An 18,987-nucleotide genomic window follows, 5' to 3' on the forward strand; every position below is an offset into this window, starting at 1 on the left:
GTAGCGTGAATGTCATATTGCATCGCAGCTATCCGCACGGGACCCGCAAAAGAATACATGCTCGACAACGCTCTCATCCTGCTGCCGGACTTTCTGATCATCCTGTTTGGCTGCCTGCTCAAGCGGCGCTTCGGTTATGGCGGCGACTTCTGGCTCCAGCTGGAGAAGCTGGTCTACTACGTGCTGTTCCCGGTCATGCTGTTCCGGTCGGTGGTCGGCTCCAGCCTCGACCTGCGCGAGGCCGGCGACATGGTGCTGGTCGGCTTTGCGTTTACCCTGACCGGTGTCGGGCTGGGCATGGCCGGTCGCTGGCTGTCGCGTGACGATTCGCGCTCGTTCGCTTCCAGCGTGCAGTGTGCGTTCCGTTTCAACACCTATATCGGGCTGGCGGTGGTCGACCGGGTGGCGGGGCCGGCCGGGGTGGCGACATTCGCACTGCTGGTCGGCTTCATCATTCCGCTGGCGAACGCAGCCGCCGTCTGGTTTCTGGCCCGGCACAGCGGGGGTTCGCTGTGGCGCGAACTGCTGCGCAACCCGCTGATCCTGGCGACGCTGGGCGGATTGCTGTGCAAGGGCATCGGCATCGAGCTGCCGGCGGCGCTGGAGCGGATCGGCAACCTGTTTTCGGTCACTGCGATCACCATGGGCCTGCTGTGCGTCGGTGCCGGGCTGCGGCTCGGTGCGCTGCGGGCGCGGCTGGCCCTGGTCAACTACCTGACCGTGGTCAAGCTGCTGGTGCTGCCGGCGGTGGCGATCGGCTGTGCGGCGTTGCTGGAGGTCGGTGGTACCTACCGTCAGGCGGCAGTGATTCTTGCTGCATTGCCCACGGCGTCGAGTGCCTACATCCTTGCCACGCGCATGGGCGGCGACGGGCAACTGGTGGCGTCGATCATTACGCTGCATGTATTTGCCGCCATGTTGACCATGCCGCTATGGCTATCTCTGGCATGATGGATGCAACTGGAGCGATTGATTTAATGCAATATGGGGAAACCTGATTGACTGTAACCTTGAGCCATTAACCTGACGATCCGGCCGGGGGCGCATCCGGACCCCCGCCGCATGCCCGACTGCCCGTGGTTTCCGGCAGTGAAGAATCGCCAGGTCACCGGCATGAGCGGTGGCCTGTAACGACTGGGCCGCCACCGGACCGACGTACCCTGTCGGACCCGGTGGCGGCGTGTGATTAGAACCGTATCGCCCCAAATGCAGGAGACGACCGTGAACTCCAACACACCAAATAACGAGTTGCTTCAGAATTTCTTTACCAGCCTGACCGAGCGCAATACGGCCATGTTGCAGCAGATCGTCAACAATATGAGCAAACTGCACCTGCCGGATGACCAGATGGCGCCGTTCGCGAAACTGTGGGGGAGTCTGGCCGAGCAGTCGAGCAGCTGGCTGGCCGTGCAGCAATCGTTCTACCAGCAGCAGATGAACATGTGGATGAGCTTCCTCGGCAAGCCGGCCGAAGGCGAGGAGGGCGCGCCGGCCGACAAGCGCTTCGCCGCACCGGAATGGAACGAGCATCCGTACTACAAGTTCCTGAAGCAGAACTACCTGCTGACGTCGAAGTGGCTGACCGAAATGGTCGACGGTGCCCAGGTGGACGAAGAGCAGAAGGAACGCATGGCGTTCTTTACCCGCCAGTACATCGACGCCATGAGCCCGAGCAACTTTGCCGTCACCAACCCCGAGGTGATGAAGCGCGCGATCGAGACCAAGGGCGAGAGCCTGGTCGAGGGCATGAAGCACATGCTCGACGACATGCAGAAGGGCCGCATCTCGATGACCGACGACTCGAAGTTCGAGGTCGGCGTCAACGTGGCGGTCACGCCGGGTGCGGTGGTGTTCGAGAACGACCTGTTCCAGCTGCTGCAGTACACGCCGACCACGGCCAAGGTTCACGAGCGGCCGCTGCTGGTGGTGCCGCCGTGCATCAACAAGTACTACCTGATGGACCTGCAGCCGGACAACTCGATGATGCGTTATCTGGTCGGCCAGGGCTACACCGTGTTCATGGTGTCGTGGAAGTCCGCTGACGAGCGCATCAAGACCTATACCTGGGACAACTACATCGAGGACGGCGTGATCACGGCGGCCGATGCCGTGCGCAAGATCACCCGCCAGGACAAGATCAATGCGCTGGGCTTCTGCGTCGGCGGCGTGATCCTGACCACTACCCTGTGCGTGCTGAAGGCGCGCGGCCTCGACTGGTTCGAATCGGCCACGTTCATGACCTCGCTGATCGATCACGCCGAGCCGGGCGATATCAAGATGTACATCGACCCGAACGTGATCCGCGCCCGGGAAGCCATTATCGCCACCGGCAACGGCGGCATCGTGTCGGGCATCGAGATCGGCAAGACCTTTGCCAGCCTGCGCGCCAATGATCTGGTGTGGAACTACGTCGTCAACAACTACCTGCTCGGCAAGACCCCGCCGCCGTTCGACCTGCTGTTCTGGAACAACGACGCGGCCAACCTGCCGATGCCGATGCACACCTTCCTGCTGAAGGAGCTGTACACCAACAACAAGCTGATCCAGCCGGGTGCGCTGACGCTGTGCGGCGTGAAGATCGACGTCGGCACCATCGACATCCCGCTGTACGTGTTTGCTGCGCGCGAAGACCACATCGTGCTGTGGAAATCGTCGTACTCCGGCGTCAAGTACCTGACCGGCGCACCGGAACGCCGCTATGTGCTGGGCGCGTCGGGCCATATTGCCGGCTCGATCAACCCGGTCAGCAAGAACAAGCGCAACTATTGGGTCAACGAGTCGCTGCCGAATTCGGCCGACGAATGGTTCGAAGGTGCCGAGTCGCGGCCGGGCAGCTGGTGGCAGGACTTCGACAGCTGGCTCGCACCGCGTTCGGGCAAGGAAATTGCCGCACCGAAAACGCCGGGCAACAAGGACTATAAAGTCATCGAGCCGGCACCGGGCCGCTATGTCAAGGAACAGTCGCGGGTGATGGTTTCGGCCTGACCGGTCCGTTTTTCCTACAATTGAGATCCAGGCCGGCGGCGATGAACCGCCGGTCGCCCCCCAGGAGAAAAGTATGCAAGAAGTCGTCATCGTTGCCGCCAAGCGGACCGCCATCGGCAATTTCGCCGGCTCGCTGGCCAAGGTCGGTGCCCCTGATCTCGGCGCGACCGTGATCAAGGCGCTGCTGGCGGAAACCGGCGTGAGTGCCGAAGCGGTCAGCGAAATCATCCTCGGTCAGGTCCTGACCGCAGGCGTCGGCCAGAACCCGGCCCGCCAGGCGCTGATCAAGGCCGGCCTGCCGGTGACCACGCCGGCCTCGACGCTGAACGTGGTGTGTGGCTCCGGCCTGCGCGCGACCCATCTGGCGGCCCAGGCCATTGCGCTGGGTGATGCCGACATCATCATCGCCGGCGGCCAGGAAAACATGTCGCTGTCGCCGCACCTGCTGATGGGCTCGCGCGACGGCTTCCGCATGGGCAATGCCCAGCTGGTGGACAGCATGGTTTACGACGGTCTGACCGATGTGTACAACCAGTACCACATGGGCATCACGGCCGAGAATATCGCTGCCAAGTACGGCATCAGCCGCGAAGAGCAGGATCAGCTGTCGGTGACGTCGCAGAATCGTGCCGAAGCCGCACAGAAGGCCGGCAAGTTCGCCGCGGAAATCGTGCCGGTCGCCGTGCCGCAGCGCAAGGGCGATCCGGTGATGTTCGACAGCGACGAGTTCATCAAGCACGGCGCGACGCTGGAAGGCCTGGCCAAGCTGCGCCCGGCGTTCAAGAAGGATGGCACCGTGACCGCCGGTAACGCGTCGGGCCTGAACGACGGCGCGGCCGCCGTCATGCTGATGTCGGCCAAAAAGGCGCAGGAACTGGGCCTGAAGCCGCTGGCGCGCGTCGCCGGTTATGCGCTCTCCGGCTGCGCACCGGAAATCATGGGCATGGGTCCGGTCAGCGCTACCCGCAAGGCGCTGAAGCAGGCCGGCTGGTCGCTGGGCGATCTGGACCTGATCGAAGCCAACGAAGCGTTTGCCGCGCAGTCGCTCGGCGTGACGCGCGAACTGGAATGGGATCTGTCGCGGGTGAACGTCAATGGCGGCGCGATCGCGCTGGGTCACCCGATCGGGGCGTCCGGTTGCCGCGTGCTGGTGACGCTGCTGCATGAAATGCAGCGCCGCGAAGCCGGCAAGGGCCTGGCCACGCTGTGCATCGGCGGCGGCATGGGCGTGGCGCTGGCGGTCGAACGCGTCTGACGACTCACCGAGGCAGGCACAGACTGCCTGCCTCCCGCTGTCGCGGGGAACGGTGTTGCAGGGTATGAATGAACAGATGGCGGGTGCCCCGGGCAGCCGCCGTTTTCTTTTGGCGTGCCATGACTGTTGTGTCGCTGCCACAACACTGTTCGCGCCGGCCGGGCAATCCGACGAACGGGAACCGCTGTGTGTTCACTGTGCTTTCCGGTATCGATTCCGCAGCAACTTCCACTCCCGGATGCCGTTCCCGCGCCGTCTGGCTGCTGAACATCCGGTCAATTTGGCTGGATATGCTGTATAAATCTTTCTGCTATTGAAAAAAGAACGAATCAGATCTTCCATGACCGGTAGCGAACGGCTGCTATCGGCGGGACTGGACTTCCCGCGGGCATCGGCACGCCCGGCCGGGATTCGATACGGCAGAAACCCATAATGAAAAAAATTGCGCTGGCGGCGCTGGCCAGCCTGCTGCTGGCCCCCGGCTGCCTGGCTGCCGAAGCGGTCACTGAATGGCGTTATCACGTCTACCAGGGCGATACCCTGTGGAGCATTGCCACCCTGCACCTGAAGGATGTGTCCTATATCCCGGCGCTGCAGCGGCTGAACCGCATTTCCAACGCCCATGCCATCCTGACTGGCAGGGATATCCGCATTCCGCTCGAGTGGATGAAGCAGCGCCCCGGCCGGCCGGTGGTCATGGCCGTGACCGGCAACGGCAGCCTGAAGCGGCACAACGGCAGCCGGCCGCTGGTGGAAAAGCAGGAACTGGAGGCCGGCGACATCATCGAGACGGCGGAGAACGCCGTCATCATCATTCGCTACGAGGACGGCTCGGTCAGTGAAATCGGGCCGAAGTCCCGGCTGACGATCAGGCAGACCACGCATTACCCGAGCACCCAGGCCACCAGCAATGATATCCGGCTCGAACGCGGCAGCATTGACAGCCGCATCACCAGAAATCCGCTGATGCCGAACCGGTATGACATCCAGACCCCGAGTGCGGTGACGGCGGTGCGTGGTACGCAGTTCCGCGTGCGCGTCGACGACCCGGCCGAATCCGGCACCGAGGTGCTGGAGGGCAAGGTTGAAGTCCGGCAGGACGGTCGTCCGGTCAATGTCAGCGCCGGCTACGGCGTGATGATGCGTCAGGGCAGGGGCGACAGCGGGGTCGAGTCGTTGCCGGCTGCACCGGATCTGGCCGGGCTACCGGCCGGCAGCGCGTTTCCGGGCGTGCAGTTCGCCTGGCCGGCCGTGCCGCGCGCGACCGCCTATGCGTACTCGTTGCAGGGCGAGTCCGGCCAGTATGCGAGCAGCGAGACCACCGTCCCGCGGGCTGTTGTCCGGGTCAGCGACAACGGCCGCTATCTGCTGACGGTACGCGGCAAGTTGCCGAGCGGGCTCAACGGGTATCCGTCCGTGCATGCGTTCAGTGTGCATGCCTTCCCGCCGCCGCCGTTTATTGTCGAACCGATGAATGGCATCATGGCGGCCGGCAACCAGGTCAGCCTCAACCTGGGCGCCACGGACGGGCAGCGCTGGCTGGTCGAATTTTCCCGCGATCGCGCCTTTGCGGCCCCGGTGCTGCGGCAGCAGATGGATCGCGACCATGCGTCGATCACGCTGCCGCAGGCCGGGATCTGGTTCTGGCGCGCCGCCCAGCTCGATGCCGGCGGCGTGGCCGGCCCTTTCGGCGAGCATCGCCAGCTGGAGGCCGGCGCCGGTTTCCGCGCCCGGCTCAACGATGTACGCATGGCTGTGCGTGCACGTGCGCACCCGGTCGATGGCGCCAGCTATGCACTGACGCTGAGCCGCCCCGGTCAGGAGGTCGTGTACCGCGCGGTCGCGAGCCAGCCGGTCTGGGTCCTGCCGAAGACGCTGCCGTCCGGTCCTTATCGGGCCCGCATCGACATCGATGCGCCTGATTATCATGAGGTTGAACAGCAAGAGATCCAGATACTTGGCTAAACACAGAACGCTGGCCTGGTTGCGCCGGCATGGCATGCCGATTGTGGTCATGCTGCTGACGATTGCCGTCATCCTGCACCAGGGCAGCACCCGGATCGATCTGTGGCTGCTCGATGGCCTGTCCGAGCTGAAGGCCAGCCCGAGCAGTGATGACATCGTGATTGTCGCCATCGACGAGCGCAGCCTGAGCCAGCTTGGCAGCTGGCCGTGGCCGCGCGAGCTGCATGCCCATCTGCTGGACCGGCTGCACGGGGCCCGGGCGGTGGCGCTGGACCTGATTATTGCCGACCCGTCGCCGCAGCCGGAATCCGACCTGGAGCTGGCGCGGGCAATGCGCCGGCACGGCCATGTCTACCTGCCGATCGTGGTCGAAAACGCCGAAGGCAAGCCGAAGGAAGTGGCGCCGCTGCCGGCGCTGGTCGCTGCGGCGAAAGGGCTGGGGACGCTGGATTTCGAGCGGGACAGCGACGGCCTGATTCGCCGTTTCTATCTGCACAGCGGGCTCGGGGCGCCGGTGTGGCCGGCTTTCGCCACCAGCGTGCTGGGCACGACACGCAAGGCCGTGCCGCCGGGCAGCATGGCGACGCTCGATGGCTGGGCGCGTTCGGGCGAACGGCAGATTCCGTATTTCAGCGGCAAGGTCGGCTACCCGACGCTGTCCTATGTCGATGTGCTCGGCTCGACCGGGAATATCGAGGCCATCCAGGGCAAGATCGTCTATGTCGGCGTGACCGTGCGCGGCATGGGCGATGTGTACCGGACGCCGGTATCGGACATGCCCGGCGTGGTCATCAATGCCGCCGCGACCCAGGGGGCGATGGAAGGCAGCCTGATCAAGACGCTGGACGCCGACTGGCTGACCTGGCTGCTGCTGTGCCCGGCGCTGCTGTGGCTGCTCGTGCACCCGTTCATCAGACCGACGTCGGTGCTGGCCGTCGGCTGTGGCGCGGCGCTGGCCCTGCTGCTGTGCAGTGTCACCGCCTACTTTGCGTTCCGGTTCTGGCTGCCGCTCGCCAGTCTGGCGCTGATTCTGCTGGTGTCGGTGCTGGTCGAGTCCATCATTGACCAGCAGCGTTTCAAGAAGCTGGCGCTGACCGATGCGCTGACCGGGGTCGGCAACCGGCTGTGCTTCAACGAGTCCTTCCGCAGCGCGATCAACATGCCGAACGGGCGGCAGCGACCGATCGGGCTGATGATTCTCGATATCGACAATTTCAAGCTGTACAACGACCACTTCGGCCATGCCGCCGGTGACGATGTGCTGCGCCGGGTCGGCAGCGTGCTGCTCGCAGCCTGTCCGCGCAAGGGCCTGGCGGCCCGTATCGGCGGGGAAGAGTTCGCTATCCTGCTGCCCGGCGCCGGCAAGGGCGAGATGAATGCGGTGGCGGAAAGCGTTCGCGCCAACCTCGAAGCGCTGCGGATTCCGCATCCGGCCAATGGTGGCGGCATTGTCACCTGCAGCGTCGGCGTGGTCTGCCGCGCGGTGGGGGCGGAAGGCAACCAGCGCGAGCTGTTTGTCGAGGCCGACGAGGCGCTGTACGAGGCGAAGAAGAACGGGCGCAACCAGGTCCGGGTGGCCGGCCGGACCGTCGTGCCGGTCAGCCCTGCGGCGGCTTGACGCCGTTCGGCAGCAGCAACCACATCTGGCCGCGCTGCTTCATGCGGCCGGCCTGTGCGCCGGCTTCGTCGCCAAAGCCCCAGAAGAAGTCGGCGCGCACCGCGCCCTTGATCGCGCCGCCGGTATCCTGTGCGCCGACCAGCCGGCGCAGTGGCGCATTGCTGTTCGGCAGCGTGGTCGACAGCCAGACCGGCGCGCCGAGCGGCGTGCTCTTCGGGTCGACGGCAATGCTGCCGCCATCGGTCAGCGGCAGGCCCATGGCGCCAAGCGGGCCACCTTCGGCCGCGCCCAGATCACGGAAAAACACATAGCTCGGGTTGGCGGTGTACAGCTCTTTCAGCCGTTCCGGATTGCGTTTCGCCCATGCCTTGATGCCCTGCATCGACGCCTCGGACGCCTTCAGTTCACCCTTGTCGATCAGGTAGCGGCCGATCGAGTTGTACGGCTGACCGTTCTGGTCGGCATAACCGACCCGGACCATGCTGCCATCGGGCAGCTGCACCCGGCCGGAACCCTGGATCTGCAGGAAGATCGCTTCGACCGGGTCATTGACCCAGACCAGCGCGTTGCCGGGCGACACGCCCTTGCCGTCGGCGATGTCGCCGGCGGTCCAGTACGGCACCAGCTTGCGGCCGACCAGCCGGCCGCGCAGCCGCAACCCGTTCAGTTGCGGATAGACACTGGCCAGATCGACGTTGATCAGATCGTTCGGCACCGGATACAGCGGCACGGTCGACTGTGTGGTCCGCGAGCGGCTGCCGGTCAGCAGCGGCTCGTAGTAGCCGGTGATCATGCCGGCGGTTTCCTGGCCGTCGGCCAGTTGCCAGGGGGTGAAGCGGGATTCAAAGAACTGGCGGATCGCCGCCGGGTCCTGCGGGTTGACGCCGGCCGATGCCGCGCAGGCGTCACCCCAGCCGGCACGCCTGGCCACGGTGCGGCACGAGATCAGCCATGCCTGCCAGCCGGCAGCCGTGTCGCCGTCCTGCCAGCCGGGCAGGGTGGCGAAGCTGGTCTGGTGATAGGTCGCCCTGGCGCCGGACGGCTTGACCGGTGGCTGCTGCGGCGTGGTGGGCGGCGACACCGGCGGCGTGGTCGGCGTCGGGACGGGAGTCTGGGTGGCGCAGGCGGCCAGCAACAGCGAGCAGGTCAGTGCGCTCAGGCGGCGAACGTTCATGGATATACGGCCAGGTTCAGCAAAAAAGAGGGCGATTGTACCCCCGCGATGGCGATGCTGTGCTTAGTCCGGCGCGAGGCAGTCTTTCGGCTATAATCGACCTCATTTTTCACCTGAATTGCTGCATCCACACATGGAACTCGCCAAGAGCTTTGAACCGGGCGACATCGAACGCCGCTGGTACGATCAATGGGAACAGGCCGGCCACTTTGCGCCGAACATGGACGAAACCCGTCCGTCCTTCGCCATCCAGCTGCCGCCGCCCAATGTAACCGGCACCCTGCACATGGGGCACGCATTCAACCAGACCATCATGGATGGCCTGACCCGTTTCCATCGCATGAAGGGCGACAACACGCTGTGGGTACCCGGCACTGACCATGCCGGCATTGCCACGCAGATCGTGGTCGAGCGCCAGCTGGCCGAGCAGGGCATCAGCCGGCATGACCTCGGCCGCGATGCCTTCATCCGCAAGGTATGGGAATGGAAGGACGTGTCCGGCGGCACCATCACCAGCCAGATGCGTCGCGTCGGCTGCTCGGTCGACTGGTCGAACGAATATTTCACCATGGACGACACCCGCGCCGGCATCGTGACCGACGTGTTCGTCCGCCTGTACCGCCAGGGCCTGATCTACCGCGGCAAGCGGCTGGTCAACTGGGACCCGAAGCTCGGCACCGCCGTGTCCGACCTCGAAGTGGAGTCGGTCGAGGAAGACGGCCACATGTGGCATATCCGCTACCCGGTAGTCGGCAGCGAGGCGTCGATCGTGGTGGCGACCACCCGTCCGGAAACCATGCTCGGCGACGTGGCCGTGGCGGTGAATCCGGGTGACGAGCGCTATGCGCACCTGGTTGGCCAGATGCTGGAACTGCCGCTGACCGGCCGCCGGATTCCGGTCATTGCCGACGACTACGTCGATGCCGCATTCGGCACCGGTCTGGTCAAGATCACCCCGGCGCACGATTTCAACGACTATCAGGTCGGCAAGCGCCACGGCACGCAACTGATCAATGTGATGAGCCTGCAGGCAACCCTGCTGGCCAAGGCCCAGGTCTTCGCGTTCGACGGCACCGCCGAAGGCACGATCGACCTGCCTGCCGCCTATGCCGGTCTGTCGACCGCCGACGCGCGCAAGGCGATCGTGGCCGACCTGGATGCCCAGGGCTTCCTGGTCGAGGTCAAGCCGCACAAGCTGATGGTGCCGCGTGGCGACCGTACCGGTTCGGTGATCGAGCCGATGCTGACCGACCAGTGGTTCGTCGCCATGTCCAAAGTTGGCGACAATGACCCGACCGGCAAGAGCATCGCCCAGAAGGCCATCGATGCCGTTGCCAGCGGCGAAGTGCGCTTCATCCCGGAAAACTGGGTCAACACCTACAACCAGTGGATGAACAATATCCAGGACTGGTGCATCAGCCGCCAGCTGTGGTGGGGTCACCAGATTCCGGCCTGGTACGACGAGGACGGCCGCTGCTACGTGGCCGAAACCGAGGCCGAAGCGCTGCAACTGTCCGGCGGCAAGCCGCTGCGCCGCGACGAGGACGTGCTCGACACCTGGTTCAGCTCGGCGCTGGTGCCGTTCTCGACCATGGGCTGGCCGGCCGACACTGCAGCACTGCGCGCCTTCGTGCCGTCGTCGGTGCTGGTGACCGGCTATGAAATCATCTTCTTCTGGGTTGCCCGGATGATCATGATGACCACGCACTTCCTCGGCAAGGTGCCGTTCCGTGACGTGTACATCCATGGCATCGTGCGCGATCACGAAGGCAAGAAGATGTCGAAGTCCGAGGGCAACGTCATCGACCCGGTGGACCTGATCGACGGTATCGCGCTGGAACCGCTGGTCAAGAAACGCACTACCGGCCTGCGCCGCCCGGAAAAGGCACCGCAGATCGCCAAGGCGACCGAAAAGCTGTTCCCGGAAGGCATCCCGGCCTATGGCACCGACGCGCTGCGCTTCACCATGGCCAGCTATGCGAGCCTCGGCCGTTCGGTGAACTTCGACTTCAAGCGCGCGGAAGGCTATCGCAACTTCTGCAACAAGCTGTGGAACGCAACCCGCTTCGTGATGATGAATGTCGAGGGGCAGGATTGCGGTCAGGATGAAAGCCTGCCGCTGTCGTTCAGCTTCGTCGACCGCTGGATCATCGGCCGTCTGCAGCAGGCCGAAGCCGAGGTGACCGAGGCGCTGGACAGCTATCGCTTCGATATCGCCGCACAGACGATTTACGAATTCATCTGGAACGAGTACTGCGACTGGTATCTGGAACTGGCCAAGGTGCAGATCCAGAACGGTGACGCCGCCCAGCAGCGCGCGACCCGCCGCACGCTGGTGCGCGTGCTGGAAACCACGCTGCGCCTGACTCACCCGCTGATGCCGTTCATCACCGAGGAATTGTGGCAGACCGTGGCGCCGCTGGCCAACGCCCGGCATACCGACTCGATCATGATCGCCAGATGGCCGGTGGCCCAGCCGGAAAAGATCGACGCCGTCGCCAATGCGCGCATGGATGCGTTCAAGGACATGGTCAACGCCATCCGCAACCTGCGCGGCGAGATGAATCTCGGCCCGGCCGTCAAGGCACCGCTGCTGGTCGAAGGCCCGGCCGACTATGCCGATTTCCTGCCGTATGCGCGCCTGCTTGGCCGCCTGTCCGACGCGGCCATGGTCGACAAGCTGCCGGAAGATGATGCACCGGTAGCCATCTCCGGCACGGCACGGCTGATGCTGAAGGTCGAGATCGACAAGGACGCCGAATGCGCCCGCCTGAACAAGGAAATCGCCAAGCTGGAAGGTGAAGTCGCCAAGCTGTCCGGCAAGCTCGGCAACGACGCCTACGTCGCCCGCGCTCCGGCGCATCTGGTCGAGCGCGACAAGGCGCAACTGGCCGAGTTCGGCGCCAAGCTGGACAAGACCCGCAGCCAGCTGGCCAGACTGCAGGGCTGAGTGCGGGGCGGGGCGTCCGTGAGGGCGCGCCGCCTGGCCATCCGGAACGCCGCTTTTCCGCGAGGGAAAGCGGCGTTCTGACGTCCGTCTGCCTATGACCAGCTGGCCGCCATCACCGGTGCCAGCGTGTCGCGGTACGCTGCCGGCAGCGTGGTCTGGCCAGCGGCGGGCGGGGAGAAGGCCGCCATGGCCGTGACCAGCTGGTCGACCTGGTGGTCGATCCGGCGCTGCCCGGCCGCTTCCAGCTGGTCTCCGTTCCAGACCGTGCCATCGTTGAATACCAGCTGCTCGATGCGCTGGTGTGGCGAGTCGTACCAGCCGGCAATGGTGATCCGGTCGCCGCCGGGACCGTAGTCCAGAACCAGACTGGCAAGCTCGCGGCTGACGGAAACGTCGGCCGGCGCGATGCCGGCACCCAGCACGATGCGATCGGTGGCGGTATCGTACCCGGGGTAATCGTAATACCCGTTTTCCCGGACGGTATCGATGCCGTCACCAGGGGAAAAGTAGTAGTTGTCGGCGCCGGTACCGCCGTAAAGCTGGTCGTTGCCGCGTCCGCCCTCAAGGTGGTTGGCGCTGTCGGGGTTGGCGCCTGGCTCGAGGCGGAACCAGTAATGGTCCGCAATCAGCAGGTCATCGCCAGCGCCACCGAGCAGGAAATCGCTGCCGCCGTTGCCGATCAGCATGTCGTCACCGGCGCCGCCGGCGATGCCATCGTCCGCGCCGCTGCCCCAGCCGATGTCCGCGGCCGCTCCGCCGAGCAGGATGTCGATGCTGCCGGGGCCGCCCGTCGCGCCGCTGTCCGGACTGAAGAACGTGGCGGCGTTGCCGTCGACGAGGCCGGCATGGGCATTGGCCAGCATGCGCTGTACGCCGGGATGCTGCGGGTGCAGCGCCGCGGCGACCTGCAGCAGCGACAGGTGGGACAGGGCCTGTTCCGGATTGTGCTGGCGCCAGCCGGCGGACTGCAGTTGCCCGATCAGCGGGGTGAGGCTGGCGACGGGGTGGTTGGCAAGGTCGATCTGGAGGGGGCTGGGTGCGGTCTGCATGCGGATTCTCCCTGTGCGGTCGTGGTATGACCGGAAGACTTCACGCTACGCCGACGGGATTCGGGCTGTCATTCAGACAATCCCCTGTTTTTCATTGGAAAACTCTGATTGTCCATCCCGTTTTTCTGCCGGTATGCAGCCCGGTTTACACGGGGAAATGAAAACGCCGCTTTCCCGTTACGGGAAAGCGGCGTTCCGGCCTGGCAGTCGTGTCAGGCGGCGATGCCGTCGTTCGCCTCGCGGATGCGGTTGGCGATATGGGCCAGCGCTTCCTCGACCTGGTCGATCAGGATCAGGCACAGGTCGCCGGGGCGCAGATGCGACAGGGCGGTGTCGATGGCGAGGAATTCGCCATGGATTTCCTCGATCGCGGTGGTGCGCCTGGCGCCGGCCAGCCCCTGGTGCAGCAGGGCGAGCACTTCGCCGTCAGCGCGGCCGCGCTGGCAGGCGTCCTGATACAGGATGACTTCGTCGAACGCGTCGCCGAGGATCTCGGTCTGCTGACGGATGTCCTGGTCGCGGCGGTCGCCGGCGCCGCTGATCACCACCGAGCGGCGCTTGGCCGGCATGGTTTCGATCGCGCGGGTCAGGGCCAGGATCGCGTCCGGGTTGTGACCGTAGTCGGCGATCAGGGTGGCGCCGTTGTACTCGAACAGGTTGAAGCGGCCCGGCGCGGTGTCGGCATCGCTGACGAAGGAGCGCAGGCCGGCACGGATGGTGTCCCAGTCGGTGCCGAGTGCCCAGGCGCCAGCGACGCAGGCCAGGGTGTTTTCGACCTGGAAGCCGATCCGGCCGCCGGCGGTCAGCGGGATGTCGGCCAGGGCCAGGCGGACTTCGCTGCTGCCCTGTGCGGCGACGATGTCACCGCCGTCGACGTAGATCACCCGCTTGCCCTGGGCGCGGTGCGACACCATGACCGGCAGGGTCGGGTCGATGGCGAAGTAGGTGACCTGGCCCGGGCAGGCGTCGGCCATGTGTGCCACCAGCGGATCGGCTGCATTCAGCACGGCCATGCCGGTGGTCGACACATTGCGCACGATGATGCTCTTCAGCACCGCCAGGTCTTCCAGCGTGGAGATGTAGTTCAGGCCGAGGTGATCGCCCATGCCGACGTTGGTGACGATGGCGACGTCACAGACATCGAAGCCGAGGCCTTCGCGCAGCAGGCCGCCACGCGCGGTCTCGAACACGGCAGCGTCGACGTCCGGGTGGAACAGCACGTTGCGCGCGCTGCGCGGACCGCTGCAGTCGCCGGTATCGGTGCGACGGCCGTTGATGTAGACGCCGTCGGTATTGGTCATGGCGACGCGCTTGCCGGTCTGCGCCAGCAGGTGGGCGGACAGGCGCACTGTGGTGGTCTTGCCATTGGTGCCGGAGACGGCGATGACCGGGATGCGGCCGTTGTCGCCGGGGGCGAACATCGACGAGATCACCGCTTCGCCGACATCGCGGCCCTTGCCGAACGACGGCTGGATATGCATGCGCAGGCCGGGGGCGGCGTTGACTTCGACAATGCCGCCGCCCTGTTCTTCCAGCGGACGCAGCACGCTGTCGCAGACCACGTCGACGCCGGCAATGTCGAGGCCGATGGTTCGCGCTGCCGCGATGGCGCGTGCGGCCAGTTCCGGGTGGACGTCGTCGGTCACATCGGTGGCGCTGCCGCCGGTGGACAGGTTGGCATTGTTGCGCAGCACCACGCGCTGGCCGCGGGCCGGCACGCTGTCGGCGTCCAGGCCCTGGGTCTGCAGGGTGGCCAGGGCGATGTCGTCGAGGCGGATGCGGGTCAGCGAGGTCGAGTGGCCACTGCCGCGACGCGGGTCGAGGTTGACCACGTCGATCAGCTCGCGCACCGTCAGGGCGCCATCACCGACCACTTGCGGCGGTTCGCGCCGCGCGGCGGCAACCAGCTGGTCGCCAACCACCAGCAGACGGTAGTCATGGCCGGGGATAAAGCGTTCAACCAGCACATGGCTGCTGATTTCCGACGCTGCCGCGTAGGCGGCCAGCACCTGGTCGTGGGTCGAGATATTGACCGCAACGCCCTTGCCCTGATTGCCGTCCTGCGGCTTGATCACCACCGCGCCGCCGATTTCCTGCACGGCGGCCCAGCAGTCGTCGACATCGGTCACGGTGCGGCCGTTCGGCACCGGCACGCCGGCGGCGTGCAGCAGCACCTTGGTCAGTTCCTTGTCCTGGGCGATCGCCTCGGCGATGGCGCTGGTGCTGTCGACTTCGGCGGCCTGGATGCGGCGTTGCTTGCTGCCCCAGCCGAACTGGACCAGGCTGCCCCTGGTCAGGCGGCGGAACGGAATGCCGTGGGCAACGGCGGCGTCGACGATATTGCCGGTGCTTGGTCCGAGCCGGACATCCTCGTCCAGATCGCGCAGGGCAGCCAGGGCGGCCTGCACGTCGAACGGCTGGCCGGCGTCGGCGGCCTTCAGCAGCGCTTCGGCCTGCTCGAAGGCCAGCCGGCCGACTTCTTCCTCGGTGTATTCGACCACGACCTGGTAGATGCCGGCTTCCAGCGTTGCCGTGGTGCGGCTGAAGCTGACCGGACAGCCGGCGCGTGCCTGCAGCGCCAGGGCGACGGCTTCCAGTGCATGGGCCATCGACACGGTTTCATCGTGGCGCAGGGTCTTCAGGGCGCCGAGTTCCGGGAACAGCCCGCGCAACCGGTCTTCGAACCCGGCCATCCCGGCCAGCGTGCGTTCGGTGTCGGTGCAGGCGACGATGGCTTCGATCGCCGTGTACCGGCTCCACAGGTTCGGGCCGCGCAGAGCGCGGATACGGGAGACTTCCATTTTGAGATGCGTCCTGTCCGGTAGGGCTTAGCGGTTGTTCGGGGTTTGCTGGCCAGCCCACTGGCGGACAGCGTTGAGTACGGGCCGGGGATTCCCCTCGCCGCACTGGATGATCAGGCATTCGCCGGCCGACAGGGCGGCCAGGGCATCGTCGACGGCGCGCGTCGCATCGCTTTCCTCGCGGATGTCGCTGGCGCGGATCGCCTGTGCCAGCCCCTGGCGCAGCAGGGCGCGGGCGGCGCCTGCCGGGCGCTGCGACGATACGGTGGCGTCGTCGGTCAGCACGATGCGGTCGAAGGCGGCGCCAAGGATTTCGCCCTGGCGGACCAGATCTTCGTCGCGGCGGTCGACGCCGCCGCCGTAGACGACGGTGCGATGGCTGCACGGGAAGCGGCCGAGCGCATCGACCAGCGCCTGCAGCGCGGCCGGATTGTGGGCGTCGTCGACGATCACGGTCGAACCCTGGCTCTCGAATACCGAGAAGCGGCCGGTGGCATCGTGACGGTCCGGCTCGAAGGTGACAATGCCGGCGCGAATCAGGTCGGTCGACAGGCCCATCGACCACGCGGCGGCAATGGCGGCCAGCACGTTTTCGGTCTGGAAGGCGACGCGGCCGCCACGGGTCAGCGGGAAGTCGTCGACCTGGGCCAGCACGATTTCATCGCTGCCGGTGGCCAGTACGACCTGTTCGTCGCGGACCACGACGGCACGCTTGCCGGCAGCCAGGTGTTCCTGCACCACCGGCAGGTCGGCGTCGAGGGCGAAGTAGATCACTTCGCCGTCGCACAGCGCAGCCATCTCGGCCACGTCCGTGTCGCGGGCATTGAGGATGGCGGCGCCGGTCGGCAGTACCACGTCGATCTGGCTGCGCAGCACGTTGAACATGCGATCCGCGGTATCGATATGGTTGTCGCCAAGGTGATCCGGGTTGTCGATATTGGTGATGATGCCGACCTGGCAGCGGTCGTAGGCGAGGCCGTCGTTCAGCAGCGCGCCGCTGTCGTTCTCGAACACGGCGGCATCGACCGCACGGTTCATCAGGATGCGGCGGGCGGCGTCCCAGTTTGCGCTGTCGCGGGTTTCCACCTGGCGACGGTCGAGGAACAGGCCGTCGCTGCAGGCCAGACCGACGTGGGCGCCGCTGAGGCGCAGCAGACGGGCGACCAGGCGGGCGACCACGGTCTTGCCGTTGCTGCCGGTGATGCCGACGATCGGGATACGGCCGTCTTCGCCTTCCGGGAACAGATGGGCGGCGATGGCGCGGCCGACCGGGCGCGGGGTGCCATCGGCCGGGCGCAGGTGCATCAGCAGGCCCGGGCCGGCGTTGACTTCGACGATGGCGCCGCGCTGTTCTTCCAGCGGGCGGGTGATGTCACGGGTGACCAGGTCGACGCCGGCGATGTCCAGACCCACAGTGCGCGCGGCCAGCGACACGGCGGCGGCGACTTCCGGGTGGACGATGTCGGTTACGTCGAAGGCGACGTTGCCGTTGCGCTGGATCAGCACGTCGACCCCGGCGGGCACGACCGAATCCGGTTCGAAGCCCTGACGCTTGAGGTCGAGACGGGCGGCGGTGTCGAGGCGCACGGTGTTCAGCGGATGGTCTTCGGTGCGGCCGCGGCGCGGGTCGCTGTTCAACTGGCTGTCGATCAGTTCGCGCACGGTTTCGCGACCGTTGCCGACTACCCAGGCTTCTTCGCCGCGGGCGGCGGCGACCAGCTTGCCGCCGACTACCAGCAGGCGGTGCTCCAGACCTTCGACAAAGCGTTCGACGATCACGCCGCTGCCTTCGTCGATGGCGACCTTGTACGCGGCTTCGACTTCTTCGCGGGTGTTCAGGTTGGTGAACACGCCGCGGCCGTGGTTGCCGTCATACGGCTTGACCACCACCGGCACGCCGATTTCCTCGGCGGCTTCCCACGCGTCTTCCGGGCTGCGCACGTAGCGACCTTCCGGGACCGGTACGCCACAGGCTTCAAGCAGGGTCTTGGTCAGGTCCTTGTCGCGCGAAATGCTTTCGGCGATGGCGCTGGTGCGGTCGGTCTCGGCGGTCCAGATCCGGCGCTGGCGTGCGCCATAGCCGAGCTGGACCAGGTTGCCGGTGTTCAGGCGGAAATACGGGATATCGCGGTCGTCGGCGGCGTCGACGATGCAGGCCGTGCTCGGGCCGAGGCAATGGTCATCGACCAGGTCGCGCAGCGTGTCGACCACGGCGGCGACATCGAACGGGCGGTCTTCGATGGCGGCCATGACCAGATCGCGCGCGGCGTACAGGGCGGCGCGGGTGACATCTTCGTGCCAGGCGCGGACCACGACCTTGTACACGCCGCGGATCGGGGTTTCGCGTGCCTTGCCGAAACCGCCGGGCATGCCGGCCAGGTTCTGCAGTTCAAGCGTGACATGTTCGAGGATATGGCCCGGCCAGGTGCCTTCTTCGACCCGGCGCAGAAAACCGCCGCGTTCGCCGTAGCTGCAGCGGTGCTCGATCAGCGACGGCAGCCAGCTCGACAGGCGCTCGTAGAAGCCGGGCAGGGTGTTGGACGGGCATTCTTCCAGTTCGCCGATATCGACCCAGGCCTCGAGTACCGGGCGGTAGGTCCACATGTTCGGTCCGCGCAGGGAGATGACGCGGAGAATTTCAATGTCTTTCTTTTTCATGTTCCAAATAATGCCGTAGGTTTCCGTACCTGAAATGTTTCTGATTGGATCAATTTGTATCCGATTATTAATCGTTGATCAGAATGCTATTCAAGTGAGGGGTAAATGAGTTCGAGATGGAAACAAGCAAGTCCTGACTTTGAATCTTTCATTTAAACCTGTGGCCGTATCGCCGACGACCGGTGACAGGGCGGGGCGCACCGGTGGGCGGGGTCTGGCAGCGAGGCATTGGAAGCTCCGAGTAGGAACGGGAGGTACTATACACTTGCTTCTCCAGCAATTAAACTCTAGGCGGATTCAAGTTTCATCGCGGTCCGGATGCGCTAAATCCTTGTTGTGAAACCGTCTGCGGAATCTGAATGGCCGGTGACGCACAATTCATTACAAACTATTTCAATTCGCGCAAGTGCATTGCGGTGATTGTGAAGTCGATTGAATGTAATGGTGTGTAATGAATTGAAATGAATTGCACGTGAATGGTCCGTTCTTCTGCGTGCAGTCATCGTCTCCAGGACAGGCAGCTTCACCACGG

Annotated in this window: 10 protein-coding genes; 6 read left to right on the top strand and 4 right to left on the bottom strand. The window is 65.4% G+C overall.

All coding sequences use genetic code 11. The features are described 5' to 3' along the window. Positions 1-57 precede the first annotated feature (57 nt). The 5 genes from ACYVG8_RS08165 (at position 58) to ACYVG8_RS08185 (ending at position 7,823) form a co-directional block, all read left to right on the top strand. Positions 58-951 (top strand): AEC family transporter, encoded by an 894-nt coding sequence (locus ACYVG8_RS08165; protein WP_028498784.1) that lies wholly within the window; start codon positions 58-60, stop codon positions 949-951. A gap of 270 nt (positions 952-1,221) precedes the next feature. Continuing rightward, on the top strand, positions 1,222-2,985 hold the full coding sequence (locus ACYVG8_RS08170; protein ID WP_028498783.1) for a PHA/PHB synthase family protein: 1,764 nt from the start codon (positions 1,222-1,224) through the stop codon (positions 2,983-2,985). Between the two features lie 73 nt (positions 2,986-3,058). Continuing rightward, positions 3,059-4,240, top strand: coding sequence for an acetyl-CoA C-acetyltransferase (locus ACYVG8_RS08175; protein ID WP_028498782.1), 1,182 nt, complete (start codon positions 3,059-3,061; stop codon positions 4,238-4,240). A gap of 432 nt (positions 4,241-4,672) precedes the next feature. Then, positions 4,673-6,205 carry a FecR family protein gene (locus ACYVG8_RS08180; RefSeq protein WP_460745369.1) on the top strand — a complete coding sequence of 511 codons (1,533 nt, stop codon included), beginning with the start codon at positions 4,673-4,675 and terminating at the stop codon, positions 6,203-6,205. Continuing rightward, complete coding sequence (locus ACYVG8_RS08185) at positions 6,198-7,823, top strand: CHASE2 domain-containing protein (RefSeq protein WP_460745370.1); 1,626 nt, start codon at positions 6,198-6,200, stop codon at positions 7,821-7,823. The genes ACYVG8_RS08180 and ACYVG8_RS08185 overlap by 8 nt, the downstream gene beginning before the upstream one ends. Here ACYVG8_RS08185 and mltA read toward each other — a convergent pair. Next, positions 7,804-8,997, bottom strand: a complete 1,194-nt coding sequence (gene mltA / locus ACYVG8_RS08190; RefSeq protein WP_460745371.1) for a murein transglycosylase A — start codon at positions 8,995-8,997, stop codon at positions 7,804-7,806. The two genes, ACYVG8_RS08185 and mltA, sit on opposite strands and share 20 nt — an antisense overlap. A 133-nt stretch (positions 8,998-9,130) precedes the next feature. On the opposite strand from mltA, the gene ACYVG8_RS08195 reads away from it, so the two are divergent. Further along, positions 9,131-11,947, top strand: a complete 2,817-nt coding sequence (locus ACYVG8_RS08195; protein WP_107889744.1) for a valine--tRNA ligase — start codon at positions 9,131-9,133, stop codon at positions 11,945-11,947. Between the two features lie 92 nt (positions 11,948-12,039). Here ACYVG8_RS08195 and ACYVG8_RS08200 read toward each other — a convergent pair whose 3' ends face one another. The 3 genes from ACYVG8_RS08200 to cphA (ACYVG8_RS08210) form a co-directional block, all read right to left on the bottom strand. Beyond that, positions 12,040-12,996, bottom strand: a complete 957-nt coding sequence (locus ACYVG8_RS08200; protein ID WP_107889745.1) for a calcium-binding protein — start codon at positions 12,994-12,996, stop codon at positions 12,040-12,042. 212 nt (positions 12,997-13,208) lie between these two features. Continuing rightward, positions 13,209-15,797 (bottom strand): cyanophycin synthetase, encoded by a 2,589-nt coding sequence (gene cphA, locus ACYVG8_RS08205; RefSeq protein ID WP_460745372.1) that lies wholly within the window; start codon positions 15,795-15,797, stop codon positions 13,209-13,211. Positions 15,798-15,824: 27 nt separating this feature from the next. Beyond that, entirely contained in the window at positions 15,825-18,455 is a 2,631-nt protein-coding gene (gene cphA, locus ACYVG8_RS08210; protein ID WP_281660569.1) for a cyanophycin synthetase, read from the bottom strand. Positions 18,456-18,987: the final 532 nt, after the last annotated feature.

The organism is Microvirgula curvata (assembly GCF_054781615.1).

Coding starts and splice junctions, on each gene's coding strand:
- ACYVG8_RS08165 (WP_028498784.1), top strand. CDS start 58: ATGCTCGACAACGCTCTCATCCTGCTGCCGGACTTTCTGATCATCCTG.
- ACYVG8_RS08175 (WP_028498782.1), top strand. CDS start 3,059: ATGCAAGAAGTCGTCATCGTTGCCGCCAAGCGGACCGCCATCGGCAAT.
- ACYVG8_RS08180 (WP_460745369.1), top strand. CDS start 4,673: ATGAAAAAAATTGCGCTGGCGGCGCTGGCCAGCCTGCTGCTGGCCCCC.
- mltA (WP_460745371.1), bottom strand. CDS start 8,997: ATGAACGTTCGCCGCCTGAGCGCACTGACCTGCTCGCTGTTGCTGGCC.
- ACYVG8_RS08195 (WP_107889744.1), top strand. CDS start 9,131: ATGGAACTCGCCAAGAGCTTTGAACCGGGCGACATCGAACGCCGCTGG.
- ACYVG8_RS08200 (WP_107889745.1), bottom strand. CDS start 12,996: ATGCAGACCGCACCCAGCCCCCTCCAGATCGACCTTGCCAACCACCCC.
- cphA (WP_460745372.1), bottom strand. CDS start 15,797: ATGGAAGTCTCCCGTATCCGCGCTCTGCGCGGCCCGAACCTGTGGAGC.
- cphA (WP_281660569.1), bottom strand. CDS start 18,455: ATGAAAAAGAAAGACATTGAAATTCTCCGCGTCATCTCCCTGCGCGGA.